At 52.1% G+C, this 24,347-nt stretch carries 22 protein-coding genes and 1 riboswitch; of the genes, 1 reads left to right on the forward strand and 21 read right to left on the reverse strand.

Features of this window, described 5'->3' with window-relative positions:
* Positions 1-807, forward strand: coding sequence for a DUF4388 domain-containing protein (locus DEF47_RS17560; RefSeq protein WP_012188485.1), 807 nt, complete (start codon positions 1-3; stop codon positions 805-807).
* 55 nt (positions 808-862) lie between these two features.
* Here DEF47_RS17560 and metX read toward each other — a convergent pair whose 3' ends face one another.
* The 21 genes from metX to DEF47_RS17665 all read right to left on the reverse strand — a co-directional run bounded on the left by metX (position 863) and on the right by DEF47_RS17665 (position 24,346).
* Positions 863-2,035, reverse strand: a complete 1,173-nt coding sequence (gene metX, locus DEF47_RS17565; protein ID WP_012188484.1) for a homoserine O-acetyltransferase MetX — start codon at positions 2,033-2,035, stop codon at positions 863-865.
* Positions 2,032-2,403 (reverse strand): hypothetical protein, encoded by a 372-nt coding sequence (locus DEF47_RS17570; RefSeq protein WP_012188483.1) that lies wholly within the window; start codon positions 2,401-2,403, stop codon positions 2,032-2,034. Before DEF47_RS17570 ends, metX begins: the two co-directional genes overlap by 4 nt.
* A gap of 283 nt (positions 2,404-2,686) precedes the next feature.
* Positions 2,687-3,967: a homocysteine synthase gene (locus DEF47_RS17575; RefSeq protein ID WP_012188482.1), complete on the reverse strand. Its 1,281-nt coding sequence runs from the start codon at positions 3,965-3,967 to the stop codon at positions 2,687-2,689.
* A gap of 149 nt (positions 3,968-4,116) precedes the next feature.
* Positions 4,117-4,224, reverse strand: a riboswitch (SAM riboswitch).
* A gap of 153 nt (positions 4,225-4,377) precedes the next feature.
* Positions 4,378-5,088 (reverse strand): ABC transporter permease, encoded by a 711-nt coding sequence (locus DEF47_RS17580; protein WP_012188481.1) that lies wholly within the window; start codon positions 5,086-5,088, stop codon positions 4,378-4,380.
* A 163-nt stretch (positions 5,089-5,251) separates the two neighbouring features.
* Positions 5,252-6,022, reverse strand: a complete 771-nt coding sequence (locus DEF47_RS17585; RefSeq protein ID WP_012188480.1) for an ABC transporter ATP-binding protein — start codon at positions 6,020-6,022, stop codon at positions 5,252-5,254.
* Between the two features lie 96 nt (positions 6,023-6,118).
* A complete protein-coding gene (locus tag DEF47_RS17590; RefSeq protein WP_012188479.1) occupies positions 6,119-7,141 on the reverse strand; it encodes a thiopeptide-type bacteriocin biosynthesis protein in 1,023 nt (340 codons plus the stop codon).
* A gap of 30 nt (positions 7,142-7,171) precedes the next feature.
* Positions 7,172-8,170 carry a lantibiotic dehydratase C-terminal domain-containing protein gene (locus DEF47_RS17595; RefSeq protein WP_012188478.1) on the reverse strand — a complete coding sequence of 333 codons (999 nt, stop codon included), beginning with the start codon at positions 8,168-8,170 and terminating at the stop codon, positions 7,172-7,174.
* Complete coding sequence (locus DEF47_RS17600; RefSeq protein ID WP_012188477.1) at positions 8,167-10,854, reverse strand: lantibiotic dehydratase; 2,688 nt, start codon at positions 10,852-10,854, stop codon at positions 8,167-8,169. Before DEF47_RS17600 ends, DEF47_RS17595 begins: the two co-directional genes overlap by 4 nt.
* Positions 10,855-10,865: 11 nt before the next feature.
* Positions 10,866-12,062, reverse strand: coding sequence for a M50 family metallopeptidase (locus tag DEF47_RS17605; protein ID WP_012188476.1), 1,197 nt, complete (start codon positions 12,060-12,062; stop codon positions 10,866-10,868).
* A complete protein-coding gene (locus DEF47_RS17610) occupies positions 12,055-12,777 on the reverse strand; it encodes a nitroreductase family protein (RefSeq protein ID WP_012188475.1) in 723 nt (240 codons plus the stop codon). Before DEF47_RS17610 ends, DEF47_RS17605 begins: the two co-directional genes overlap by 8 nt.
* Positions 12,774-14,606: a nitroreductase family protein gene (locus tag DEF47_RS17615; RefSeq protein ID WP_012188474.1), complete on the reverse strand. Its 1,833-nt coding sequence runs from the start codon at positions 14,604-14,606 to the stop codon at positions 12,774-12,776. The genes DEF47_RS17610 and DEF47_RS17615 overlap by 4 nt, the downstream gene beginning before the upstream one ends.
* A complete protein-coding gene (locus DEF47_RS17620) occupies positions 14,603-15,421 on the reverse strand; it encodes a TOMM precursor leader peptide-binding protein (RefSeq protein WP_012188473.1) in 819 nt (272 codons plus the stop codon). Before DEF47_RS17620 ends, DEF47_RS17615 begins: the two co-directional genes overlap by 4 nt.
* A gap of 17 nt (positions 15,422-15,438) precedes the next feature.
* Positions 15,439-16,752: a YcaO-like family protein gene (locus DEF47_RS17625; RefSeq protein WP_012188472.1), complete on the reverse strand. Its 1,314-nt coding sequence runs from the start codon at positions 16,750-16,752 to the stop codon at positions 15,439-15,441.
* A 2-nt stretch (positions 16,753-16,754) separates the two neighbouring features.
* Entirely contained in the window at positions 16,755-17,285 is a 531-nt protein-coding gene (locus DEF47_RS17630; protein WP_012188471.1) for a hypothetical protein, read from the reverse strand.
* A gap of 153 nt (positions 17,286-17,438) precedes the next feature.
* Positions 17,439-17,627 (reverse strand): thiocillin family RiPP, encoded by a 189-nt coding sequence (locus tag DEF47_RS17635; RefSeq protein WP_012188468.1) that lies wholly within the window; start codon positions 17,625-17,627, stop codon positions 17,439-17,441.
* 36 nt (positions 17,628-17,663) lie between these two features.
* Positions 17,664-17,852 carry a thiocillin family RiPP gene (locus tag DEF47_RS17640; RefSeq protein WP_012188470.1) on the reverse strand — a complete coding sequence of 63 codons (189 nt, stop codon included), beginning with the start codon at positions 17,850-17,852 and terminating at the stop codon, positions 17,664-17,666.
* Positions 17,853-17,890: 38 nt separating this feature from the next.
* A complete protein-coding gene (locus DEF47_RS17645; RefSeq protein ID WP_012188469.1) occupies positions 17,891-18,079 on the reverse strand; it encodes a thiocillin family RiPP in 189 nt (62 codons plus the stop codon).
* Positions 18,080-18,116: 37 nt separating this feature from the next.
* Positions 18,117-18,305, reverse strand: a complete 189-nt coding sequence (locus DEF47_RS17650; RefSeq protein ID WP_012188468.1) for a thiocillin family RiPP — start codon at positions 18,303-18,305, stop codon at positions 18,117-18,119.
* Between the two features lie 37 nt (positions 18,306-18,342).
* Positions 18,343-18,531, reverse strand: coding sequence for a thiocillin family RiPP (locus DEF47_RS17655; protein ID WP_012188467.1), 189 nt, complete (start codon positions 18,529-18,531; stop codon positions 18,343-18,345).
* A 198-nt stretch (positions 18,532-18,729) separates the two neighbouring features.
* Positions 18,730-21,882, reverse strand: coding sequence for an AfsR/SARP family transcriptional regulator (locus tag DEF47_RS17660; RefSeq protein ID WP_041304047.1), 3,153 nt, complete (start codon positions 21,880-21,882; stop codon positions 18,730-18,732).
* 22 nt (positions 21,883-21,904) lie between these two features.
* Entirely contained in the window at positions 21,905-24,346 is a 2,442-nt protein-coding gene (locus tag DEF47_RS17665) for an ABC transporter permease (protein WP_012188465.1), read from the reverse strand.
* Position 24,347 lies beyond the last annotated feature (1 nt).

A 24,347-nucleotide genomic window follows, 5' to 3' on the forward strand; every position in this document is an offset into this window, starting at 1 on the left:
ATGGCACTTGAAGGTAATTTGCGAGATCTGAGTATCTCCGACCTGATTCAACTCGTTGACTTGAGTAAAAAAACAGGCGCAACTCATGTTCAGGCGCTCCAAGGCGATGAATCGGTTGAGGGCTACCTGTATTTTCGTGATGGCCGGATTACTGGTGCAACGCTTGGCAATTTGGAGCCGCTCGAGGCTGCCCTGACCTTCTTCACGTTCCACGAAGGTCAGTTCCGCTTTTATGAACAAGCTGTGCCACCGCCAACAATTACTTCATCCAACGAGATGATCATTATGGAAGGGATCGATCGCCAAGATCGCTGGGCCGAAATTGAGCAGTTTGTGCCCAATACTAATATCGTCCTGCGCTTGGTGCAAAATCCCGATACCGGCTCGCGGGATATTAATCTCGCTGCCGATGAATGGCGCGTGCTGACGATGATCAATGGCAAAAATACTGTTGCTTTGATCGCTGAACGCACTGGTTTAGGTTGGTTTCGCTCGTGCGAAATCGTGGCAAATTTGTTGCGCAATGGCTTAATCGAAAAAAAAGAGCTGAATCTGGCTGAGTCGTTGTTTCCTCAATTCGAGGAGATGGCCCGTGGAGCCTTAGGCAATTCAGCAAGCGTCTTGCTCTCCGAGGCCTATCGTCGAGTTGGCATCGAGCCAACCGCCAATAATGCTTCCAACGAGCAAGTTCATGCCGCAATCAGCGCATTCGAGGAGTCAATTCGTTTGTTGGTTGGTCGCCCGAATGCGACCCAATTGGCCGATAAATTACGCGAACGGGCTGTCCGCATCCTTGGTAGTCGCTAAGTAACTATCCATTTCCAAAGCAAAAACGCCCCGCACTTGCGGGGCGTTGGTTGTTTTAGGCGCTTAAACTGGCCAGCCAATCGATCAATGGCGGGGTTAGTTGAGCATCTTCAAGCAAAAAGGCATCATGGCCTTTGGTGCTATGAAAGGGATAATGCACAACTGTGCGGCCAGCTACCTGAGCTGCTTGTTGAATAAGTTCGCCATCACGCTCAGGGTAGAGCCAATCGCTGCTCCATGTCGCCACAAAAAACCGCGCTTGGGTATTTGCAAAGGCTGTGGTCAGGCCACCAGCTCGTTGGCTCAAATCAAAATAATCCATAGCCCGCGAAATCACCAAATAGCTATTGGCATCAAAGCGCTGCACAAACGCACGCCCTTGATAATCGAGATAGCTCTCGACCGCAAATTCAGGTTGATGGCTCCATTGGGGCGAGGCTTCGTGCTGCCAACGCCGATCAAATTTTTCTTCTAAGGCTTCAGCACTTAAATAGCTAATATGGCCGATCCGGCGGGCTGTAGCTAAGCCATTGACTGGGCCAGCCGTACCATAATAATCGCCGCCGCGCCAATCGGGATCACTAACAATCGCCTGACGACCAGCAGCACTCAAGGCCATGGCCATTGCCGAGGAACGCGCCGTGGTCGCTAAGGCAATCACACCTCGCACCCGATCGCCCCAGCTTGCAGCCCATTCGAGCGCTTGCATGCCACCAAGTGAGCCACCAGCAACCGCCAGTAAGCGTTCAATTCCCAAGGCATCAAGCAAACGCACTTGGGCTGCCACCATATCGCCAATCGTCAAAACTGGAAAACGGCTACCCCAGTGGGTTCCGGTGTGTGGGTGCAGTGATGATGGCCCAGTTGAGCCACCACAACCGCCCAAAATATTCGAGCAAATTACAAAATAGCGGTCGGTATCAAAGGCACGGCCAGGGCCAATAAAGGGTTCGCACCAACCAGCTTTGCTATCGTGAACACTATAACGACCAGCAGCATGAGCATCGCCCGAAAGCGCATGGCACAGCAAAATCACATTTGAGCGATCGGCATTGAGTTTGCCATAGGTTTCATAGCTTAGTTGCCATGGTGCTGGAATCAAAGCGCCGCTCGCGGTGCGAAACGGCTCAGTGAAGATCTGCACTTGCGGCGTTACAAAGCCAACCGACCGTCCCCAAGCAGGTTGGGTAACGGTCGGCACATCGCCCAAGGTGACGGTATCGGTCATAGCCGCGTACCTCCTTGGCGCAAGCGGGCGGTTTGTTCGTGATAGTACCCGATGATCGCATCGACCATGCTTGAACCGCACTCAACTGCTTCCGCTGGTAAATCGCGGACAGCCGCCCCCAAATCTGCACAGCTCGCAGCCAATTCGGCTAGCATTCCACTAACATCGATCATGGTGCCAGAAGCAGGGGGCATTGCTCCAGCTCGCTGCGGCACGGCGCGGAGTTGTGCCACAGCCCAGCGATTGTGGGCTACCAATTGTTCAACTAACGGTGCAGGATTTGCCGCTTTGGCCTGGGCAAGAACGGTTGTAACAAACTCGCCATGGGCTGAGCGTAAAGGCTTGAGTAAATCATGATTATGCGACATCGGGAACTCCTTGGTCTGTGGATGCTCAGCAGCAGTTGAGCATCCACCCGTACAATTTCGGTTAGGGTCGCAACTCCCTGACATGCAGCAGTGTCAACACACTCTCACTGCTGGCACGATTGGTAATGGTTCATCAGATTGCCAAATATCTGCGTTCCCTCACCCCCAGCCCCTCTCCCACTAAGCGGGCGAGGGGAGTCCGGTTTGGTGGTTCCTCGCCTCGCTCGGCGGGAGAGGGGGTGAGGGCATGAGCAACAATCCCGTAAACCACTACACTAAGCGATTAAGCAAGGGCTTGTTCCAAATCGGCGAGAATATCGTCGATGGCTTCAGTACCCACTGACAAGCGAACGTAATCGGCGGTCACACCAGTTGCCAAGCGTTCTTCATCGGTCAATTGTTGGTGGGTCGTAGTCGCTGGGTGAATTGCCAACGACTTCGAGTCGCCAATGTTGGCCAAGTGTGAGAACAATTGCAACTTGTCGATAAAGCTCCGACCAGCAGCCAAACCACCTTTAAGCCCGAAGCCAACCAATGCACCAGCACCCTTAGGCAGATACTTTTGCGCCAATTCATATGATGGGTGGCCGGGCAAGCCTGGGTAGTTGACCCATGCGACATTCTTATGTTCAGTTAAGAACTTAGCAACAGCCGCAGCGTTTTGCACGTGGCGTTCCAAGCGCAAGTGCAGAGTTTCCAAGCCTTGCAACAGCAAGAACGAGTTGAATGGGCTGAGACATGAACCAAAGTCGCGCAACAATTGCACCCGAGCTTTGAGAATGTAGGCTGGTGCGCCCAAATCAGCAAAGCGCAAGCCGTGATACGATTGATCAGGCGTGGTGTATTGGGTAAAGCGACCGCTGGCAGCCCAATCGAACTTGCCTGCATCAACAATCACCCCACCAATCGTCGTGCCGTGGCCACCAATAAATTTGGTTGCTGAGTGCACAACGATGTCTGCGCCGTGCTCGATTGGCCGCAACAAGAATGGGGTTGCAGCCGTGTTATCGACAATCAACGGCACGCCAACTTCATGGGCAATTTGGGCAATCTTTTCAAAATCAGGGATTTGCAACTTAGGATTGCCAATGCTTTCCAAGTAGAAAGCTTTGGTGCGTTCGTCAACCGCAGCGCGGAAGTTTTCGGGATCGCTAGCATCAACAAAGCGGGTTTGCACGCCCCAACGTGGTAAGGTGTGGTGGAACAAGTTGTAAGTGCCACCATACAAGTTGGTTGCTGAAACAATGTTATCGCCAGCTTCAGCGACATTCAAAATTGCAAAGGTTTCGGCGGCTTGGCCTGATGCCAGTGCCAGAGCGCCAATCCCACCTTCGAGCAAAGCCAAGCGTTGCTCAAACACATCATTGGTGGGGTTCATAATCCGCGTATAAATGTTACCAGGCTCGGCCAATGAGAACAACGCCGCAGCATGGTCGGTATCCCGAAAGGCATACGAGGTGGTTTGGTAAATTGGCACAGCCCGCGAACCAGTGGTTGGATCGGGTTTTTGACCACCATGGAGCGCTAAGGTTTCGAATCGGTTGAATTTCACTTCGTCAGCCATGATCAGGACTCCTTGTTTATAATCTTCGAATGCTACGGTTGTTCCGATTCGCGCCATTGCGATAGGCTTCAGTGCCTACGAACCAAAAAACCTCTCATCAGTTGATGAGAGGCTGTAAGTAACCATCGAAAGATAGGTTTGTGCGCCGCCCCTCATCTTCCAGAATGATTCTGTCGGACTTAGCACCAGTCCAAGCATTGCTGCCTGCGGTTGCCGGGGTTTCATAGGGCCGATCCCTCCACCCCTCTGGATGAGTTACGCAAGTGATATTTATTTGTATGCGCTATTTATAACATAGTTAAACAGAATTGTCAAGAATCAATTTCAAGTTACTTAACAATCTTGCTAAACAACCAAAAACCCATTCCTAGCTGATTAGCATCGGAATGGGTTTAGGGCTTGCTAATGGTCTATTCCCAGCGAAATAATTTGGTTGCCGAGCCAAGGCTGACCACGGTCAACAGCGCCAATACGGCCAAACTCGGCCAAATATTGAAACTTGATCCCAACCAATTTGCTTCGATTAATTGCACCAAATGGCGTGCAGGTATCCAAGCGCCAATCTGTTGAAGCAGGCCCGATTGGCCGGTCGTGCTCGAAACCAGCACCACCGCCATTGCCCCAAACACCAAAATGCTCACAACTTGGATGCTGCGGGTATTGCGAATCCGGCTGCCAAGCAAAGCTCCCAAGGCCGAAAAGGCGATTGATCCAACCAAAAAGCTGGCAATCAAGCCAAGTGGATTGGCAGGCAACGGCAATTTTAAAACTACCACGCTGAGTATTAAAACAACCAAGCCACCCAGCAATACCAACAACAAGCCAACCAAGGCTTGAGCCAACAAATAGCGCAACGGCGAGATTGGGGTGATTTGTAAGCGCCGCAACATACCACGCTCACGATAATTCACCAAGCTCATCGGAAACGCCATAATGCCAAAAATCATCGGGCCAAACGCCAACATCATCAAGGCATTGGCGGTTTGGCTCGGTCCAGCCGGCATTTGTAATCCCAAAACCAAGGCCATCACCGCTGGAAAAAAGACAATAAAACTGAGGTTGGTCAGATCACGCCCCATCAAGCGCAATTCAGTTCGTACAATTTGCCAAAAAGCGTGCATACTTCCTCCTGAATAGGTAATTGGGTTCCCTCAACCCCAGCCCCTCTCCCACTGCGGCGGGCGAGGGGAGTTCCAATCATCTTGCTGGGCGGGTTCCCCCTCGCCTCGCGTGCGGGAGAGGGGGTCAGGGGGTGAGGGCATGCCAATCAACTGTTAAACGCAATTAATGGGCGGGCTGGCCGATCAAACGTAAAAAGACATCTTCAAAAGTTACTCGTTCGGGGTGCGGCAAGTCGCGGCTGGGCACTGGTTGTTGGCGCAAATCATGTTGATAGGCCGCAATCATACGATCTGGCGTATCGAGCGCAATCACTGTGCCTTGATCAATCACGGCAATTCGGTCGCATAAACGCTCAACTTCTTCCATAAAGTGAGTTACTAACATCACGGTTTTGCCACGCTTGCGCACATCTTGAATTAAATTCCAGGTAATCCGCCGCGCTTGGGGATCGAGACCAGTCGTCAATTCATCAAGAAAAACAATTTCAGGGTCGTGGATTAGGCTAAGCGCAATAAACAAGCGTTGCTTTTGGCCGCCAGAAAGATTGGCAAAGGCGGTTTTGGCTTGCTCGGCCAAGCCCCATTCTTCGATCACTTTTTGCCAAGGCCGCGCTTGGGGATAAAATGAGCCAAACAATTGCAACGCTTCGGCCACGGTCAGGCGATCAGGCAGAGTTGCTTGTTGCAGTTGCACGCCAATTTTGCTGCGAATATATGAGCCATGCTGCTTCAAATCGCGACCCAAAAGCTGAATCGTGCCAGCAGTTGCCGGGCGTAGGCCAATAATACATTCCACCGATGACGTTTTTCCGGCCCCGTTCGGGCCAACAATCCCAAAAATCTCCCCAGCCTCAACACTGAATGAAACATCTTTGACTGCTTTATGGTTGCCATAGTGTTTTTGCAGATGTTCTACGACCAATACTGGAGCCATCGCATCCTCCTTCAATAGGGTATTCAGCTAGCTTAATTAAACAATGTAGCCTCCCGTAAAACGAGAGGCTAAGCGATACTAAAAGCGATATAGGTTCTAGCGTGGCTCTAGAATCAACGGCACACTGGTTGGAGCAACATCAAGTTCAGCAATTTGCACGCGATACAGCATATACAGCAATTGCAGCTCTTGCATCACGCTCAAGCCCAAGCGATTTTGCACCAAATGCAGATAATTGGGCACAAAGAGTAAGCCTGTCAGTGGATATTCGGCCAAAATGGCTGGTAGTTCAGCTTGATAGCGCTGAAAATGCGCTGTTACGCTCGATTGCAGCTGTTGCTTAGTCTCTGCCAGCTGCAAATCGGCAAAATGGTTGCGCAAATGTTCGCGCCAATCAGCAAATAATGGATACTGCTGGTTGTGGCGTAAGCTACCCAAACGCTGGCGAATTACTGGAGCTTGGCGTTCGTAATGCTGCTCCAAACCTTGAATAAAGGCCGCCCGATCACCCACCACCTGAGCAATCCAATAATCGAGGTAGCTGCGCACAATCAAGGCTTGGACATACGGATCAGGGCTAAATTGCTCCAGCAGATCGTGCACTAATTCAAGCACCCAAAACGAGCGAGCCACACCACTCGCTGCACTGGCCTGCAAGACCCGCAGGCAAATCGCACTGGAATAGGCAAAATGCTGCTCGGCCAAAGTCATACCCAGTGTGCCAGCATATTTGGCATATTCTGGCTCGTAGGTCAGATCGCGCAAGTAGCCTGCTGCATACAGTTCATCAATTGCCTGTGGCGTTTGCGCCAAACCGACTGTCGCGGCATGCTCTTGAAAAAAGCGCAACAACTCAGCATCGAGCAAGGGATCAATTGTAGTTGTGCGCTGTTCAGGCGGGCTTTGGTAGCGCAACCGCACATGATAGCCGCCCTCGCCGTAGCGAATAAAAAACCAGCGATCAATATGTGGCTGCAAGCTGCCGTGCTCACCAAAGGTTTTTTCCCAATCGAGCAGCATGCGATCGCAGACCTGGCGCAGATCAGGCTTGGTTGGGGTTGGCGTATTCGGTGGTTGTAGAAATACTTGGCGATAGTGCCATTGGCTTGGATTCGGCATTAGATTCCCCTTTCCAGCGCAAATTTCAGCTTAATATTGGTTCACCAGCAGTTGTTGTAGGGTTTGATCAGGTTGTTGTTGGCGCTGGCGTTCCAACGAGAGCAACAAACTACACAAATGCGCTTCTTCGGCGATACTCACGCTCAGGCGGTTATGGGTCAGATGAAACAGCGATGAAAGCGCAGCGTAGCTCGAACGAGCCAATTCTTGTTGTTGATTGCGCTTGATCACTGGCCCTGCATAGCGTTGTAAACCCGCCAACCCATTCTGCACAACTTCATGCAACGCTTCAGGCAATAAACTGAGGCGTTGGGCCAACGGCTGTTGATGAAACCGCCAATGTCGTTCGAGCGATTGGGCCACCAACGCATCCGATTGCAAAATAAACTCAACTGGAAATTCAAAATAATCAACCCAGGTTTGGCGCAAGCGCTCAAGCAGCTGGCTAATTTCGTAGCTTTGCAAAAATCCAGCGTGCAACAGTTCATCCAAAAAGATCCGAATGAAGATTTTGCGGGCCACCAAATCAGTTGTATGCGGAATGACATCGAGCGTCGCCCGCGCAATCACGGTTTGCAGCGCATAGTAGTGTTGCAAATCTTCCAGCGAATCGTGATCGCGCCCAATCGCGAGATCATGGCTGATTTCAAGTTGAATTGTGCCAGGCTGAGCCAAGGCCTGTACATCGGTATCCAGCCCCAATTTGCGGTTGAGAATCGCAGCCTGGGCCGAAAGTGGCTGGGCATCGCCACACAAATCAGGATTTTGGGCAAAATAGGCCGTAAAGCGCTCACGAATCAGCGGAATCGCAAACTCGCGCAAAACGTGCTCATCAGCAAAACAGGCGATACGCAGCTGATAGCCGCCTTCAGCAAAGCGCAACCAGGTAATCAACTCAATCTGTTCGTGCAATTGATCGAACAGCGGAGTCCATGCTTCAGCAATCAATCGATCAGCTCTCGGATCATATGGCTCGCTGATATTCTGCGGGCTATAGTAGATTTTGCCATTCAGCACTGCCAAACTCATATGCTGCCTCCCCGATTAAACTCAACCTGAAATTCAATCACATAGGGTTGTTGATCAAGATCAAACCACTGCTGCTGCGGGCTGGGCAGCATTTCTTCAAGCGTCAAGCTAACCTGATCATCAGCAATCACATGGCGCAACATCTGAATGCTGAAATAATTTTCGAAATCGAGCGCCAGTGGTTTGTGGTTGGTCCACATATTGAGATGTTTGCTGCTAAGTGGCCGTTGGATGCGTACAAACACTTCGCTCGGCAGGCCTGCTTGTTCCGCCCAGCTATACCAATTGAAAAAGCTCATAAATTCGTCGTTGGCGACGCTGCTAGGAATCGCGGCAGTTGGCACATTCCAGCTTTCACGTTGCAAGACCAAGCGGCCAATGCGTAAGCGTGGCGTATGGCTGATGGCATTGGTTGGTTGCTTGCGCGAAACCAAGGTTTGCTCACGCGGTCGCAATTGCTCCATGTGATAGCTGCTTGGGCTGAGTTGGGCCAGCACCCGTTGCAAAATTGGTAGCGAAACCATATGCAAAAAGCCCATATACAAGGGCAAAAGCTCTTGTTGGCTGCCATCAGCGTGGCGGTGATAAACTCGTAATTGATCAGCAACCGGATCGTGGGCAAGGCTCAAATCGCCAACGCCATGCTGAATCGCTTGCGAACGATAGCTTGGCTCGTCGGGCGGCACAATCACATTTGCCGTAAATGGCACATGAACTTGGGCATTATGTTCGAGCACCGAAACAATTTCGGCTGGCACGGCTTGAGCGTCGTTATGCAATGGTTGCCATGCCGATTGCACATAGGTTTGCCAGCTTGGCGCAGGCAATAAGCTCAAATAGCGCGTCAAGAAGCGCCCAAAGCCCGGCAAAGTGTAATTCAACACCACCAAATAATCGCCTTGCTCAAGCGCTGTTTGGCTACTGGCGGCCACCTGAAATTGAATACTGGTTGAGCCATAGTGATTATGTTGACCAAAATCGGCGGCAAGTTGCCAAAATGCATGGGGATCAAGCACACATTCTCGGGCTTCGCGCTCAGCATCAAGCGCTTGGTGCAAAAACTGGCCATAACGGCGTTGACGTTGTTGAATAGCGTTAATGCGCGGCATTGGCAGCTCGCCAGAATTGGCCGAGAGCCGATTATATTCAGGCGCAAAGCCTAGAATAGTGTCGGTTTGGCCGCCTTCGCCAAAGGCATGGGTGAAAATATCGAGCAGCCAACTTTGGGCTGGGCCACGCCCGTCGCGCTGAAAACCACACTCCAAAACTGGAGCCAAATCGCTAGCCAAGCTTGCCAATAATGGCTGCCCCAAATGCACCGCTACGTCATCCCAAACTACATCTTCAACGATTAGCGGACCAAGTTGGCTGCTGGTTTGCTTCAATTCGGGCGCAAAGGCCAAGATCTGATCGACGATTTGGCGCATGCTTTGCTCAAGCTGCCAACGTTGAGCAACCGTGGCTTGGGCATAGGCTTGCGCCGATTCAGCCAAACGTTGTAATAATTCACGAATTTGCCCAGCCTCAGCCGAGGGAACATCGGCTAATTGCTCAATCAACACCAGCACTGGATCACGATAATCTGAGGGCAAATCCAAATTGTAAAAGAGCAGGCCGCTGGTGAGCAATTGATTGATCGTTTGGGCAAGTTTGGCAGAGCTTAGCTCAGGATGTTGGGTTTGCAAAAGCTCCAACAATTCGGCGTAGCTCAATTGCTGTTGGTTGGCAAAAACTGCTAACACACTATCGAGCAAGAGCGAACGTTTACCACGGCGTTGCCATGAAGCAAAATATTGGTTGGGGTCATCAAGTTGTTGGCGCAAGCGCGAAAAAACTAAACTCTCGCCATCAACAAAACTACTCGGATTCAAGCGCAAGGGCAAATAAGCCTTGATTGCCGGAATGCGCACCAAAGCATTGCGAATTGCGCCAACCACCGAGCGCCGCAGTTGGCTGACTGCCCGCGCTTGGGGCATTTGGCCTTCAATCACAATCGGTTGAGCCAATGTTGGGTCAGCCGAGCCGAGCACCAAAGGGCCAAAATGGCTAAATGGGCTGGTTTTGCCGGCCATGCGCATCAGATATTGGTAGGCTCCAACTTCGGTTTTGCGTTCGCGGCTGCGCAACTGGCTGGGATCGGCGTTGATATAGCGCGGCAAGCTGCTAGCCAAGGTTGAGCTAGCCACTTGCACCGCTTTTTGAAAGGCTGGCTGGGCATAGCTTTGTTGCAACAAACGCCGTTTGGCTTGTAATTCTTGTTCAAACACCAACCGAGCCTCGCGCCAAGCCCGTTGCAATTGCTGCAAGGTGCGGCGAAACCGCAGCACCTGCCCGCGCAAGCTTGGATGCTCCAGATTGCGCAAGCTAGCGACATCGCTGCGCAAGGGCAAACGGCGATTGAAAATATCGCGTTTTAGGGCCACCAAGCTGCTTTTAAGCGAACCCTGGGTTGTGCCAATTAATGTGTAGAGCACATCAACAATTGCCTGGGTATGGTTATCGAGCCAGCGTTGTTGGCGCAAAATCACTTGAAACAGACCAATCGTGCGCTCAAACTTTAGGTTATGTAAATGGTTGTAGCTTGTTCCAGCCAAGCGTACCAAGACGGGCGAAGCAGGTTGCCAGGTTGGTTGGACAGGTTGATCAGCGGCGATCACAATGCTTGATTGATAAACATCAGTCATGGCCATGCTCCTTATAGTGCTGCGGCGTACATTCGCAGAATCGTGAAGCCATAGCTGGCAAAATGAAAGCCGATGTTGAACATAAAGAAAACCGTCCAGAGCAATGAAACTAAGGCATACATGTTATAGGCCCATTGCCATCGCCCTGATTGTTGCTCACTCAGCGGGTCGATAATCGGCGCAGCGCCAAACCAACCGCGTATGTTGTTGACGATGTTGCGCACAGTACGGCGGCGCAAATTGGGCTGCTCCAGTAAATTGGTAATAATCCAATAGCCATCCATGCGCGAAACAAATGGATTGAGGTTGATCAAACAGAGCAAGGCTGGGATGCCGCTATAGGCAAAAGCAATTTCATAGGCCAAACTATCGCGCGGCAAAAGCCAAAGCAAACTAGCAACGACCCCAAACCACAGCGCATCGACTAAGGGGCCAGCCGCTGCCACCGAAGCTCGCCGATATTTGCTCGGCACGCGGTAAATATCGCTGGTATCGGTAAAGAAAATCGGGATAAACCACCAGAGCAAGCCCATCCCAAAGCCAGCTGGCTTGGCTCCAGCCATGCGACAAGCCACAGCGTGGGCCAATTCGTGAGTCGCAATCTCGACCAGAAATAGCCCAAACAGCCAGAAAATCAGGTGCTTGCTGGCATCGGGGTGGGCTAGCATCAAGGGCGAAACCAACATCACGCCTTTGGTTACGATGTAGGTCAAGCCCACACCCAACAAACCAAGCATCAACAACCAAGTGACTGGATTCCACCACCAGCGCTGCCAAGCTACAATCCGTTCAATAAAACTATCGCCGCGAATCAGCGTCCAATAGAAACCACTGCGACGGCCCAAACGTGGGGCATCTTCTGAATCAGGAGTTGTGTTGGCCCAGGTTTCATGGACTAATAAACGGTGACGAGCGCATAAATCGCAAAAATGGCGAATCTTTTCAATGCTGACTTCAATGCCATAGCGTTGTTGCATTTCGGTTTGTAGCTGCTCGATTGAACGCTGACCATTCAGCAATTCCAAAATCCGCACGCCAACCACATTGGTGCGCATAAACGATGGCGAAGCTGGGCGGCCAACCACATATTGGTTGGTTTGCTGTTGGCTAAATGGCGAAACTTGCACATCATCAACAACGTGCGGGCGATAGTCGGTGCTGGCCTCAAGCGCAGCAAAATCATTCAGAGTTAAAGCTGGGTTAGTCATGAGTTTGCTCCTTGTGAGGATAGCCAGCAGCAAAACCGATTAAAACCTGGGTTTGATAGTCATCAAAGCCGAGCCAACGGGCTAATTGGCCTTGAATCACGCTGCCAGTGGCACAACCGATCATGCCGACGCGCTGAGCTGCAACATATAAACGCTGCAAATGTGCGCCGGCATCAAGCAAGGCCTGGCGATAGCCGCGATCACCAGCTTGGTTGATCGCGCTGGGCAGCGAGGTTAGCACTAACACAATCAATGGTGCTTGCAAAAATTCACGTTGAAAGCAATAGCGTTGCAATGGCTCCAGCGGATCGGCAGTACGCAATACGGCTAATTGATGGGCGGCGGGGTTATACACATAGCCACCCAAGGCCAAATCGGCGGATTTCAACACCAGCGGCGCAAGCAGGCTCAAGGGCTTGGTGGCTGGGTTGAGCGGGCGACTGGCATGCTCCAAAAAGGTCGCCAAATCAGCCAAATTCACTGGACGCTCAGCATATTCACGCAAACTTTGGCGTTGATTAATCAGTTGTTGATAGTTCAAATGGGTTGGATAGGCCGCTGGCAAAGCGATTTTGGCCTTGGCTTCAAACAGGCCTGACCACCATGAGCTAGCAAGCTGATTTGTCTCAGGCAGTGGGTTGCCCCGTTGCAAGCTTGTCCATTCGTGAATATAGGAACTGGCACTCACGCCAGCACCGAAGAAATGTTCGCTCATTGCAGCACCTCAGGATTGGGCGCAACCAGCCGCAGCACCAGCAACGGGGTTTCGCTTGGGCTATAGACCTGGAGCAGATCGCGCAGCTCTTGATCGTAGAAGGCGCTGATTTGCTCGATTTGCCAGCCTGCCGCAGCTGCCAAAAATTCAATTGCCTGCGCGGCAACGCCACAATCGTAGAGCGCGATCCGATACGATTTTGCGCCATATTTGCCTTCAACCCGCCCAATCGCCGCCGTCAGCACAATCAAACCCAAGGTTTGTTGATTCAGCGGATCACTGGGGAAGGCTTTGGCAACGTCATCCCAGCTAAACTGTGGGCGCATTGCTTCCAACGAAGCGTCATGTTGGTTCAAGTGATAGATGCCAGCCGCCAAATTGCTCAGCTTGTGATTGAGCAAATAGACCGTTTGCGAGGCTAGATTGCCGCCCGAAGGTACAAAACGTTGGCCAGCGGCGATCACCTGGGTGGCTGGCTTGCGCACAAATGCTTGCTCAAACAGCCAAGCCAAGGGCGCAATCGAGGTTTGAACTGGCAGTTGAACGCTCAGATCAACAGTTGAATCAGGCTGCCATTGGCCTTGCAATTCGCCCAGGGCATAGCGTTGGCTATTGGTATAACCCTTGGCTCCACTGACGATTGCAATCGCATTTTTTGGCGCATAATGCTGCTGATGCGCCTTGGGGAAAATCGCGTAACTGCGCTCATCGGTGTTGGCGTGATACCACAGCGGCAAATTCTCGAAATGGCCCGCGCCCACCAACAGATCGCGGGGCGCATCGAGGTTGGGCTGGCCGCAAACTGGGCACAACACCAAACGATGCACCGATTGCGCCACAAATTCAAGCGTCGTTGGATCAAGCACATAACGCACGCCGCCCGTAATCACCGGACTCAAACCCGAAATTAGGTTGCCAACCACTAAACTTGCTTGGCTCAAGGCTAACTGCTCGTTGAGGCTCAGCGGCGCGGTTGGCTCGCTTAATTGAGGTTCGTGGCTATCAACTTGCTCGGCACAGGCATAACAGCCAGCTTCACCAGCAAAGGTGGTTGGGCCAAGTTCAATATGCTGTGGGTGCAGCCAAAGTCGGGTAAAGCGAGTTTGCGCTTGAATTGCCCGTTGATTGAGCGCTTGGGTTAATTCGGCCTGCGCCGTGCTGGTCAGCAGACAGATCAAGCCATCGTGATGCTCAGCTAACCAATGATCAACTGCTGCAGGTAATTGATCAGCCTGCGGAACTTGAAGATCAAGCGCCAAATGTGGCAGGGCATAGGTTGTGGTTGGAGCTGAATTGGCCAGCCAAGTGGCGCGGCCTAAGCCAGCTTGCGCCAATTGATGCAGCAATGGAGCAACCAAGCGTTCGCCACCAATCAACAACAAAGGCGTTGTTTGCAAGCGTTGCAGCACTTCATAACGATTGCGACAGACCCGCGTTTGGTCAACAAAGCGGCTGTAAAAAGCTAGTTGTTGACTGAACGCACGGGCAACTTGCGGATCAAGTGTATTGCTCGGCAATGGGCCTTCTTCAAGCACCCCCTGCACATGCAACAACTGCAAGCTATCGTCAATCGTTGTGGGCTTGAATTGGGCCAAGCGTTCGCCAATCGTTTCGCGGGTGTTGAGGCCATTCAGCAAGGGCAAGAGTTGCGGCAGCAGATTGCGCACCGCTTTGCCACGCAACACCACATCTTGCGGCCCGCCCAGCAACAACAACAGCTGTTCGTTATGCCAAACTCGGGCAATTTCATCGGAGATCCGTGGGCGAGTTGGAAGTTGCACCTGCGGATCGCTCTGGAGTTGGCTGTGTAAATCAATTGCCTGGGTCATAGTGCCACCTCGCGGGCTTGCAAGCTTAATTTGGCCACCACCTGAGCTAATTGATCACGGCCAATCCAAGTAGTATTTTGCTGACCACCACAGGCTGAACAGTTTTCAAATGGCTCAACATGATTGCGGCTCACGCCAAGATTGAATGTATCCCATTGAACTTCGCGGCCCAGCGCCAACGGTGGTTGTTGGCCAAGCAATAAGCGCTCGATTTCGACCAAGCCATAGCTAGCAGCCAATTGATTGAGCGCCGCCAGCGAGGGCTGAAATAACGCTTGTTGTTGCCGCCGCAAAAAGCCATCACGCGCCTGCCAGACATCATTGCGGGTTTCGCACGAGCGTAATCGCGCTTGATAGCAGGCATAACAGGCGGTGTGATTGGGCAAAATCGTCGGCCCCAAGGTAATTTGTGCGCCCCACAGACTGAGCGCAGTCCATGGCGTGGCAGCCCGTAAACTGGCTTGATTCAGGGCTTCGGCTACTACCGGATAAGGCCGCTGGGTGATTAATGCAGCGGCGTGATAGCGACTGAGCAGCAAGCCCAAACCACCAGCAGCGAAGGGTCGCGCTAGCAGCTGAATTGGAAACGTGCTGGTCAATTCGCGAATCTGTTGTGAAATTGGGCCATGATCGGCGCTGGATAAGGCGGCAACGGTCACCTGGGCTAAGGGCAGTTGCCCCAAGCGAGCCAAGAGTGCCTGCGCCATCACTGCATCGGTCACCAAAAGCAAGCGAGCTGAGCGATTTTCGTGTAAACCTTGGGCAAACAGCCATTGCTGATGGGTTGCCACAAGGGTTGAATAAAGTTGATCCATCGGGCAATCCTTTCAAACTAGGCAAATGGCTGAGGCCAATGGTTTAATTCAGCTTCGGCCAAAACTGGGTAGCCCATGCGCTCCGGCACGCTATATAAGCGCGGCGTAGCCAAAAAGCGGGCATTATAGTTACAACTGAAGGGCATTAATTGCGGCGCAACCACTTTGATCGTATACAAACCAACTTCGCGCAAGGCTGGCAAGGTCAAATCGACCACAATCAGTTCCAGCCCAGCCCGCCGAAAAATATCGATCAAGCGTTGGGCTTCGACCGCAGGATCAGGATGATCGAGCCGTGGCAGTTGGTCGAGCGTGCGCCAGCGAGTTTGCTCAAACAAGAAATCAAAGGCTGGAGCGGTGGCCGCATCGGCATAGTAGGCAGCGCCATCACTCAAGCGCATAAAGGTGCGATAATCGGCAGGATCAAAGGGCAGCGGTTGGCTCAACGAATGCTCGATACCAATCCGCGAGGCTGCCGATTCGTCGAGCACTTTGCTGGGCAAGGCCAATGGATTGGTGCGGGTGGCCGACATCACCATTGTGCGTAGCCGACCATGGGGCGCAACTTGGACTGCATAGATCGTCGCAACCCCTAGATCGGTGGTTGCATCAAAAAAATAACTCTGAATTTGAGCCGCTTCGACCCGACTCAAACGTTCTTGGAAGGCTGGATCAGGGAATTCGCGCAAATCAACTTGGGGCAATGCCAACTTTTGCCACCAGGCAATACTCAAGGCATCGCGTTCGATCGCCTCGCCAATCCCAGTTACAATTGCTTGTTCGTAGCTGGCTGCCAGCGCCGTGCCAGTTGAAATCGAGGTGGTAAAGGTTTCGCCAGCATATTCAGGATGCATCCCAACATAGACCCCAATCGCCGGAACATACATCGGCTGGCCTGAAATCAGCGAATAGCCTTCGACCCAGCGCATGGGTTGGCGGTTGCTCGGCGGCGTGGTTGGGTTGGCGGGGTTGCGATATTCAGCATCAGAACAGCGGGGAAATAACTCTAAATCAACTGCTTCAATACCCAACTCTTGGCGGGTCGCCACAATAAAGTTTTGATGGGCATGCTTGACATTGCAATAACGTTCGAGTGCTTCACAATAGGATTTAGCCTTAGCCCATTCACGTTCCAAAAATACACCCGTGCCAGCTGGAGACTCGGCCATAGCCAGTTCGGCACAATGAATGTTGGTACTATAGACTGGAATTGCAGGATTGCCAGGCGTGCGCGGTAGTTCGGTCGCAGTGCCCAAGATTCCGGTGCGCGGATTCACCAACGGCGCAACCCGCGTCAAAATGTCATCAATTGATAAGAACGTCTTTGACATGATTACACTCCGTTAGCCGATGGTTGATGAAGTTGCTGTAGGGAATCGATTGGGTAGTTGCGGAAGGACGAGCAGCGCAAACATAATGGGTCACGCGGCAAACGGCCTAATTGACTGGTTCCATCAGCCCGAATCACCAGAATGCGGGCGGCGAGCTGTTGCAATTGATTGGTGAGCCAACGGGCAGCAGTTTGCCAAGCTGGCAGCGCCATCAGATAATCGCTGGTTGCGGGAGTGGGAAAAAGAGCGTTATACCGTTGAAAACAATCAACACAGCAATAATCATCAGCGCCAAACAATGGCCCAAGCCGCAGCGTATGCACCAATGGCTGAAGCACTACCACCAGCAATGGAGTGGACGCGACGAACGAGATTAAGCGATCGGCTTCCTCAACCTGGTTGGTGCAAATCCATAACCAGCTGGCGGGGCGTTGCGCGGTGGCTTTGTGCTGAAGGGATACACCCAAATCGGCTAGTTGTTCGAAGAGTGCGGCGTTTGAGGTTGAAGCATTCGCGAGCAAAAATCCATCCATCGTCATACTCCATTTAATCAGTCAAGGCTCCAGACCCTTGCGGTAGCCGGAGCCTGTGCTGTGTAGTCATACTTCCACCATATTTGGTACAGTGCTTAGGGAAGGTGCAAGCAGCAGAAGCAGTTTCCTGCTGCCTGGCTCCCTTACATCACACTATTGAGCTTCGATTGCAGCTGTACAGAAGGTGCTGACGGTACAAATCGTGCCTGAGGTGCTGAGTGAACCCAATGATGAGACACAAGCAGCAGCAACGTTGGTTACATGCTCTTCCAACTCATCAGCAAACAATTCGGTTTCGGCGGCGGTCACTTCAGCATCGATCAAGTTCTTTACATCTGACATAAGAGCATTCCTCACAAAGTAGCTAAGAGAGCCAGGCTATTTTTCAGCGACACCGGCGGTACAGAAGGTGCTGACGGTACAAATCGTGCCTGAGGTGCTGAGCGAACCCAACGATGAAACACAGGCGGCAGCGGCGTTGCTTACATGCTCTTCCAACTCATCAGCAAACAATTCGGTTTCGGCGGCGGTCACTTCAGCGTCGATCAAGTTTTTTACATCTGACATAAGAGCATTCCTCGCTAACTAAGAGTGGCTAATCCGATTTATTGGGCTTCAATGGCGGCGGTGCAGAAGGTGCTGACGGTACAAATCGTGCCTGAAGTGCTGAGTGAACCCAATGATGAGACACAGGCAGCAGCGGCATTGGTTACATGCTCTTCCAATTCATCAGCGAACAATTCGGTTTCGCCGGCGGTCACTTCAGCATCGATCAAATTCTTTACATCTGACATTGGGAGAATCCTCGCTAACTAAGAATGACAATTCAATTTATTGGGCTTCGATGGCGGCGGTGCAGAAGGTGCTGACGGTACAAATCGTGCCTGAGGTGCTGAGCGAACCCAACGATGAGACACAGGCAGCAGCAACGTTGGTTACATGCTCTTCCAATTCATCAGCGAACAATTCGGTTTCGGCGGCGGTCACTTCAGCATCGATCAAGTTCTTTACATCTGACATTGGGAGAATCCTCGCTAACTAAGAATGACAATTCAATTTATTGGGCTTCGATGGCGGCGGTACAGAAGGTGCTGACGGTACAAATCGTGCCTGAGGTGCTGAGCGAACCCAACGATGAAACACAGGCGGCGGCAACGTTGGTTACATGCTCTTCCAATTCATCAGCGAACAATTCGGTTTCAGCGGCGGTCACTTCAGCATCGATCAAATTCTTTACATCTGCCATGGGGTGGTACTCCTGTTAGACTAAGCAATTGTGCGTTTGTCAGCTGTGGGTGCGCACCTCGTTGTTGACAGGGCTATTACACCATATCGCCATGGCGTAAACTATTGGGCCAACGATAGTTAAACCGATATAAGAGCGATATATCAGCTATCGCTCTTGGTTAAAATACATTAATTAAACGTGTAAAAAAGTGAAGTGTTATAAGGAAATACGTTCGAGGCGTTTTCGAATGCGCTCAGCAGCACTAGCATTGCCCAACATGTGGTAGATGTCGATCAGGCGCAAGTAAGTTGGTTCGTGATAGGGGTCATAGCTCAACAAACGCTCAGCATAGGGAATGGCCTCAGCAGTCGGGCCATAAGCCAACAATAATTCCAAATAATCGCTGGTTGCAGCCACAAATTGGCTCAAAGCTTGCTCACGCCAATCCAGCACCCATTCGGCGTAAGCAATATCGCTTAATAAATCGTCCTGATATAAGGCCAAGGCTGCTTGATAGGCTTGCAAAGCGGCGGGCATGGCTCCCTGCTGGCGTTGCTTGGCGGCAGTTTGGAGCAAGGTTTGAAATTCAGCATAATCAGTATCGATCTGTGCCTGTGGATTTAAACGCAAGCCCGCTGCTTCGCTCAAGACAAAGGCCGAATTAGCGCCGCCGCTGCGTTCCGGCTCTAGCACATGCAACAGGGCATTCAAGGTCACGCGCAAGGCTCCATCAGCGGCTTGCGGCGTAAGATCAGGCCAAAAGTGCTCGATCAAGGCTTCACGGCTGATAATTCTTGGGCGTTGCAGCACCAATAAGGCCAATAGTTGGCGTGCCTTCTCGCGTGACCACTCGTTAGGATCGACCAATTCCGTGCCACGCCAAAGTTGCAAACTACCAAAAAGCTGGATTTTCAGCGCATAGGCTGGGCGCTGGCGAATGCTAGTTAAGCTGTGTTGGGCAATTTTGCGCTGCTGGGTTGAGGCTTGTTTAATCACTTCTTGCAAACGCTCAAGGCTGGCTGCTGAGCCATATAAGCCCAAAAGTTGCAAGAGCGCGGCTTGTTGTTGCGGCTGCTCGGCATACAGTTTCCAACAAATCTCTTCTAAAGCCGCTCGATCACGCTCAGCTAAAAATTGGGCGATTCGCTGTGGCGCGATTCCCGTGCGCAAGCCCAATTCTACCAACAGCGTGGTTAAATGCAGCGGCGTTGCGTTCATATGGCGGTCGCCATCGGATAAGTAATCGCGCCAAATCGTGGTCGCTTCAGCAATTAACTGCGGGCTAGGCTGAAGTTGCCAACGACTAGCCAGCTGCACCAAGCCTGCTCGCAAGCGTAAAATCGGCGATTGAGCGGCCTCGATCAGCGGTTTGGCACGCTCCAAAGCCGCCAAGGCCCGTTGATATTCGCCACAGCAAAACCAGGCTTGCGCCAACATCAACCACATGCGTGGATCAGCTCCATACAGCGCATCATCGCGAATCAAGCCGCGTTCGCTGAGCGTTGCATCATGCTGCGCCAGCTTAATTTCGCCCAAACTAGCCCAAGCAAAGGCGCGTAGTGCAAGCAAGCGATTGCGCATAATCGAGGGCAATGGCTCATCGCTGGGCAAGAGCAATTGCTGAATCAAACGCTCAGTCGTTGGCCGATCAGCTTCCAACAAGGCCAAACCGAGTTTCGTCCCGCGAGTTTGCAAACGAGTCAAACGCACGCCATAGCGTTCGCTTAAACGGCTGGCTTGATCAGCTAAATCTTGGGCAGCGATGCGATCGTCGGGCGCGGCACGGCTCATCAAGCAGGTTGCCAACAAATCGAGCAAACTCATGCGCATAGCTGGTTCGGCTTGAACTTGGGGGTGTTGCAACCAAACTTCGAGCCATTGAATGCCCTCATTCGGCAAGGTCAAAATCGTATACAAACCGCCAACGACGCAGGCCGCCACCCAACGCCAAAAGAAGGGCAATTCGCTTTGGGCTAAACTTTGAGCCGTCGCCAAGGCCTTGATATAGCGGCCACGCTTAATTTGAAACAAGAGCAAGGGAAATTTCAACAAATCACGGCGTTGGCGATACCAAACGAAGCTTTTGAGGCTAAAACTTTCACGCGCCACCGCAATCAAGGCTTGCTCATCGCCCTGCCAAAAATAGATCAAACATTGTTCGCCAACTACCTGAAAAGCCTCGGCATAACGTTGCTCAGCTCGATAGCGTTGAGCCGCTTGCGCCAAGGTTTGGGCGGCCAACCCAGGATCGTGTTCGCGCAAGGCCAGACCATCCAGATGCAGCAATTCGGCAGTTTGGCGCTCGGTTGCTGGCAGTTGTTGGAGCCATTGCAAGACTGGCTGATGTTGAGCCAACAGCTGCAAACCATGGTGCTTAAGCTGCTCGGCCACCTGCGCCCATTGTCCCAAACGACACCAAACATCCAAGGCTGCCGCCAGATGCCCCTGCTGCTCAAACCATGTGGCCGCTTGGGCCAACAATTGGGTGATTTCAGCCAACGGTTGTTGGCGCAGCACTTCCAACCAAAATGGCTCAAAGCGCCACCATTCGGCGTGATCAGGCAGTACAAAAAGATTGTAATGCCACAAACTAGCTGGATCAGGCGCGGCCATCGCTGTGAGCACCGCTTGATTAAAAAAGGGCAAGAGCGCGGCAAATTGGGCAGTGCGCCGCACCGCCTCAGGCAGTTGCCCCAACACATCTTGGGCAAGAAAATCGCTGACCGTGCCTTGATAGCCTGAGGGCAAGGCTCGCCACAAGCGCAAACCGGCAGGCCAGCCATTGGTTGCTTGCCAAGCTGCTTGGCGTTGGCTCGGGCTTTGGGTAGGCAATAGCTCCTGTAATTCGGCTTGGCTAAATCGCAATTCAGCGGCAGTTAATTGGCGATACTGCCCCCGTGCCGCCAAGCCAGCCCAATCAAGCTGTGGCAATTGGCGGCTGCTCAAAATAAGATGCAGGTTGGTTGGCGCAAAACGGGCCAATTCATTCAACAAACGCCAAGCACTAGCCTGCAAATGTTGACAATCATCAAACACCAAGGCAATTCGGCGCGGAGCCAAGGTGGCCCAGCAATCAAACAAATCGGCCAAGCTATTGATTGGATTGATTTGAGGGAAGCGGGCTTTGGTTAGGCTGCTCAACAAACGCTGAAGCTGATCAGCCTCGGTTGGGCTGTGCAGGCCATACCACAGCCAATCACCACCCAGCGTTTGCTGCATCCACTGGGCTAGCGCAGTGGTTTTGCCATAGCCAGCCGCCGCCACGACCATCGTCAAGCGACATGACCAACACGCCTCCAATTGAGCTTGAAGGCGTGGGCGTTGAATCAAATCATCATTCAGTTGGGGGTAATCAATTGCATATTGCACAACCCTAAGTTTAGCATAAAACTTATTCGTCGCGCAGCACATGCAGCGGGCGCAGATGGGCGGGTCGCCAAGCAACCCCCAAGGCAGTCAACAGCGCTAGGCCGATTGCAAAGCCAAAAATCAGCAAACCTGGCAAGGCATCTAGCCCAAGCCCAGCCTTGGGTTCAAGCGTATTAATCACTGTGATCGCAAGCCAAACTGCCAGCATACCAGCGCTACCAGCAATCAAGCCGACCAAGCTATATTCCATGCTGATGCTGCGCAATAAGTGCGCAGTGCTATAGCCAACCGCCTTGAAAATGCCCATCTCGCGGCGACGTTCAAACAATGCCAAACCAACGGCATTGGCGATCAGCACCATGCCCGCCACAAACGCCAAGCCAGCCACCGCCACCACAAACAAGCCTAACGAGCGATAGATCATTTGAGTAGTGTTATACATTTCAACTTCGTTATAAACAAAGGCTTGGGGAATCGCCTGATTAAACGTGTTGGTCGCAGTGCTCAATTGGTTAATCGGCAGATTGAGCACATAAATCAGCGTAACAGGTTGTGCAACCAATTGCGACACAGCGTCAGGGCCAATCACAATGGCGCTCGATGCTTGGCTAGCTTGATTTTCGTAGCGCCCAACCAAGCGAACGTTTAATCGACCGTTCGATCCAATCAATTCTAGCTCAGTGCCAAGCGGAATTTCGCTGAAAAACCATGTTGAAAACATCACTTGATCAGCCGCAGCCTGCCATTGGCCTTCGGTCAGCTGAATATCGCCGATTTGCGTGGCTGAGCGGGCCGAGGTTTCAAATTTCACGCCTTCAAGCTCGGGCAACGAAGTCTCAACTTCCAACAATTGAATTGGCTCAAGCGTTGGTTGCTGCAACTGTTGCAAGGTTTGGGCAACCTTGGAGGCCTCGCTGGGGGCAGTAATCACCCACATCGCCCGATTGAGATTGGTATTTGGATCGGCGCGGGCATCAAGTTCTTTTTGGACCGTCAATAAGGCTGCTGCCGAAAAGCCAATCGTAAACACCCCGATCGCCAAGGCGATAATTGCAAAGGCAGCCCGCTGACCATTGCGTTGCATATTGCGACTGGCCAAACGCAGCCAATAGCCAGGCAACGGCGTTTTGGCAACCAACAACAAAATCGCTTGAAACAGCCAATTGAGCAACGCCAAGCCCAACACCGCTCCCGCAAACAAGAGCATGCCCGCAACAAACGAACCCATGCTAATGCTAGCAACCACGGCAAACATGGCCCCTAGGGCTGTATACAACCCAACCATGGCGCGGCGGGTCGTCGGGTTAACTTCGATCGGGCCAGAACGTAGCAACGAGCCAGGTCGTACCGCATTGGCTTTTACAATCGCCACCATGCCAAAGATCAAGGTTGTGGCGATGCCCAAGCCAATTGCCCCACCCAAAATTTGCCAATCGACGACGGTTGGTAGGATGTAGGCGCTGCTACGTGCAAACAAATCGGTGAGTTGATCGCCAATTAATACGGCGGCCACAGCACCCAAGATACTGCCAATCAGTCCAAGCAACGCCGTTTCAAAGCCAAACAGCAACAACAATTGTGGGCCACGATAGCCTAAGGTTTTGAGGATGGCGATTTCGTTGCGGCGACGTGCAAGCACAACTTGCATGGTATTGGCCACGCCAATTCCGCTGACGATCAAGCCCAACACGCCAGCACCGCGCAAGGTCATATTGAATAAACCAGCGGCATCCGATGGCTCGCTACTGACGGTGGCAACCGACCAACCAGCTTGCTCTAGCACGCCAACTTGCACACCTTGCTGGCCCCAAACCACCCTCACTGAGTTCAAATTGGCTTCAGGGTAAATTTCGTGGGCCGTCGCCAGGCTAAAAAATAAGCTACCAGCGCTCTTGTTCGGCACTTGATCCACCAAACCAACCAATTTCAGGCGTTTCGGCGTTGCCCCTTGATCAACCAAAATCACCAGTTCTTGGCCAATCGTCAGATCATGCTGAATTGCCAAAAGCTCAGTAGCCACCAAGGCATCGGGCTGGCTCAGCAACTCGCTCATGCTGGCGTTGGCGGGTTGGCTCACATGCAATTCGCCCAACAACGGGTAGCTCTGTGGATCAATCCCATAGCCAATATCACCAAAAATCACATGATCGCCGCCAGCAGGCTTGAGCAACCCAGGCGGAATTGCCGAATAAACCACATAGCCGCCAATCACGCCTGCTTGTTTCCATTGTTCAAGTTGGGCTTGTTGTTCAGGGCCAATTGAGCCGTTAGGCCAATCGAGCATGGCATCGCCGCCAACACTAACCCGATTTTCAATAAAAATTTGATTGATCGCCGTCGATAAACTTTGCATCGAGCCAAGCGACATCACGCCAAAGCCAATACAGATAATTGCCAACAGCGTGCGCTGACCACCCAAGCGTAACGAGCGCCAAGCATAATTAAAGGTAAAACCCAAACCCATG

Source organism: Herpetosiphon sp. (genome assembly GCF_003512625.1).
Taxonomy (GTDB): Bacteria; Chloroflexota; Chloroflexia; order Chloroflexales; family Herpetosiphonaceae; genus Herpetosiphon; species Herpetosiphon aurantiacus.

What these genes read in the sequence shown, in the direction of transcription:
- DEF47_RS17560 (WP_012188485.1), top strand. Translation starts at nt 1, where the DNA reads ATGGCACTTGAAGGTAATTTGCGAGATCTGAGTATCTCCGACCTGATT.
- metX (WP_012188484.1), bottom strand. Translation starts at nt 2,035, where the DNA reads ATGACCGATACCGTCACCTTGGGCGATGTGCCGACCGTTACCCAACCT.
- DEF47_RS17570 (WP_012188483.1), bottom strand. Translation starts at nt 2,403, where the DNA reads ATGTCGCATAATCATGATTTACTCAAGCCTTTACGCTCAGCCCATGGC.
- DEF47_RS17575 (WP_012188482.1), bottom strand. Translation starts at nt 3,967, where the DNA reads ATGGCTGACGAAGTGAAATTCAACCGATTCGAAACCTTAGCGCTCCAT.
- DEF47_RS17580 (WP_012188481.1), bottom strand. Translation starts at nt 5,088, where the DNA reads ATGCACGCTTTTTGGCAAATTGTACGAACTGAATTGCGCTTGATGGGG.
- DEF47_RS17585 (WP_012188480.1), bottom strand. Translation starts at nt 6,022, where the DNA reads ATGGCTCCAGTATTGGTCGTAGAACATCTGCAAAAACACTATGGCAAC.
- DEF47_RS17590 (WP_012188479.1), bottom strand. Translation starts at nt 7,141, where the DNA reads ATGCCGAATCCAAGCCAATGGCACTATCGCCAAGTATTTCTACAACCA.
- DEF47_RS17595 (WP_012188478.1), bottom strand. Translation starts at nt 8,170, where the DNA reads ATGAGTTTGGCAGTGCTGAATGGCAAAATCTACTATAGCCCGCAGAAT.
- DEF47_RS17600 (WP_012188477.1), bottom strand. Translation starts at nt 10,854, where the DNA reads ATGACTGATGTTTATCAATCAAGCATTGTGATCGCCGCTGATCAACCT.
- DEF47_RS17605 (WP_012188476.1), bottom strand. Translation starts at nt 12,062, where the DNA reads ATGACTAACCCAGCTTTAACTCTGAATGATTTTGCTGCGCTTGAGGCC.
- DEF47_RS17610 (WP_012188475.1), bottom strand. Translation starts at nt 12,777, where the DNA reads ATGAGCGAACATTTCTTCGGTGCTGGCGTGAGTGCCAGTTCCTATATT.
- DEF47_RS17615 (WP_012188474.1), bottom strand. Translation starts at nt 14,606, where the DNA reads ATGACCCAGGCAATTGATTTACACAGCCAACTCCAGAGCGATCCGCAG.
- DEF47_RS17620 (WP_012188473.1), bottom strand. Translation starts at nt 15,421, where the DNA reads ATGGATCAACTTTATTCAACCCTTGTGGCAACCCATCAGCAATGGCTG.
- DEF47_RS17625 (WP_012188472.1), bottom strand. Translation starts at nt 16,752, where the DNA reads ATGTCAAAGACGTTCTTATCAATTGATGACATTTTGACGCGGGTTGCG.
- DEF47_RS17630 (WP_012188471.1), bottom strand. Translation starts at nt 17,285, where the DNA reads ATGGATGGATTTTTGCTCGCGAATGCTTCAACCTCAAACGCCGCACTC.
- DEF47_RS17635 (WP_012188468.1), bottom strand. Translation starts at nt 17,627, where the DNA reads ATGTCAGATGTAAAGAACTTGATCGATGCTGAAGTGACCGCCGCCGAA.
- DEF47_RS17640 (WP_012188470.1), bottom strand. Translation starts at nt 17,852, where the DNA reads ATGTCAGATGTAAAAAACTTGATCGACGCTGAAGTGACCGCCGCCGAA.
- DEF47_RS17645 (WP_012188469.1), bottom strand. Translation starts at nt 18,079, where the DNA reads ATGTCAGATGTAAAGAATTTGATCGATGCTGAAGTGACCGCCGGCGAA.
- DEF47_RS17650 (WP_012188468.1), bottom strand. Translation starts at nt 18,305, where the DNA reads ATGTCAGATGTAAAGAACTTGATCGATGCTGAAGTGACCGCCGCCGAA.
- DEF47_RS17655 (WP_012188467.1), bottom strand. Translation starts at nt 18,531, where the DNA reads ATGGCAGATGTAAAGAATTTGATCGATGCTGAAGTGACCGCCGCTGAA.
- DEF47_RS17665 (WP_012188465.1), bottom strand. Translation starts at nt 24,346, where the DNA reads ATGGGTTTGGGTTTTACCTTTAATTATGCTTGGCGCTCGTTACGCTTG.